Below are 1459 nucleotides of genomic sequence, written 5' to 3'. Positions count from 1 at the left end.
CAATACTGTTCAGATAGCAGGCAATCAGTCATAATTCATCCTCATCGAGGTGTCGATGAGGATGAGGCATGGCCAGGACACGCAAGGCGTTACCGGCCCAGGTTGACGTGGCACACCTGATCAGCGCGGGGGTTTTGGCCAGCGTTTGTCCGCGGGCGCTGATCGAGGAGGTGCTAAGCGAGACAGGCCGAGCAAGCCAGCGCGAGCGTCTTCTTCCAGCGCCGGCGGTGGTGTACTACGTGATGGCGTTGGCGCTGTGGCGGGAGGCGCCGCTGGAGGAGGTTCTGCGCGTCGTTTGCGAGGGCCTGCAATGGCTCGGCGATAGCCGGGCTGGTGCAGTCCAGGCCAGCAAGTCGGCGATTTCGCAGGCGCGCACGCGGCTCGGTGCCGAGGTCATGCATCAACTGGCTGATCGGGTGTTGCGGCCGCTTGCAGCGCCCGGGGCACCTGGAGCTTGGTATCGCGGGCTGCGCGTGATGGCTTTGGATGGCAGCGGCATGGACGTGGCGGACGAGGCGGCCAACGCCTCTTACTTCGGCTACCCGAGTGCCACACGCGGACAGAGCGCCTTTCCACAGGCCCGGCTGCTGGGCTTGGTCGAGTGCGGCACCCACGCCGTTGTGGCCGCCGACATCGGCCCCTACAGCCAGAGCGAACGCGTCATGGCGAGCCGACTGCTGCCCCAGAAGTTGACAGCAAACATGCTCGTGCTTGCCGACCGCGGCTTCTACGGATTCAAGCTCTGGCAGATCGCGTGCGCCACCGGTGCCAAACTGGCATGGCGAGTGCCGTCTACGAGCAAACTGCCGATTGAAAAAGCGCTGCCGGACGGCTCCTATCTCAGTACGGTGTTCGACAGCGACGATCGCAGGAGCGAGCGCGTCGGGCAAACGATTCGGATCGTCGAGTACCTGTTGACCAACTCCGCCACGCCAACACAGGACAGCTACCGATTGGTCACCAACATCCTGGATCCCGAGGATGCTCCGGCGCTCGAGCTGGCGGCGCTCTACCACGAACGCTGGGAAGTCGAGAGCGTCTTCGCCGAATTCAAGACGCACCTGCGAGCCAACAGCACCGTCCTGCGAAGCAAGACACCGGAACTGGTGAGGCAGGAACTTTGGGGACTGCTTCTGGCGCACTTCGCGATTCGCCAAATCATGGCGCAAGCCGCCTGGCCACGCGGACTCGATCCGGATCGCTTGAGCTTCACCCACGCAGTGCGAGTGATCAAGCGAAAAATGCCGCAGGCCGCGGCCATTCCCCCCTGAGCGACTGCCTTGCTGGCGCGACGCCTTGTTCGAGGAAATCGCCCGCGGTCGCTGCGTGAGCAGCCGAGGTCGGACCAACCCGCGCGGCGTCAAACGCAAAATGAGCAACTACAACCTCCGACATCGCGGAGAGGTACTCCATCAACACCATCAGCCAACACCAATCCTACGTATCTGAACAGTATTGG

1 protein-coding gene is annotated in these 1459 nt (G+C 63.1%); it reads left to right on the top strand.

What is annotated here, in order from left to right:
• The first annotated feature begins 68 nt into the window (after positions 1-68).
• Positions 69-1271, top strand: a complete 1203-nt coding sequence (locus THIARS_RS18130; protein ID WP_094159105.1) for an IS4 family transposase — start codon at positions 69-71, stop codon at positions 1269-1271.
• The last annotated feature ends 188 nt before the right edge of the window (positions 1272-1459 follow it).

It is taken from the genome of Thiomonas delicata (assembly GCF_900088825.1).
Taxonomy (GTDB): Bacteria; Pseudomonadota; Gammaproteobacteria; order Burkholderiales; family Burkholderiaceae_C; genus Thiomonas_A; species Thiomonas_A delicata.
Note: the sequence above shows the minus strand (reverse complement) of the source record. Positions and strands in the feature narration are given on the sequence as shown.

Excerpts from the sequence above, each read along its gene's own strand:
- THIARS_RS18130 (WP_094159105.1), top strand. The coding sequence starts at position 69 with ATGGCCAGGACACGCAAGGCGTTACCGGCCCAGGTTGACGTGGCACAC.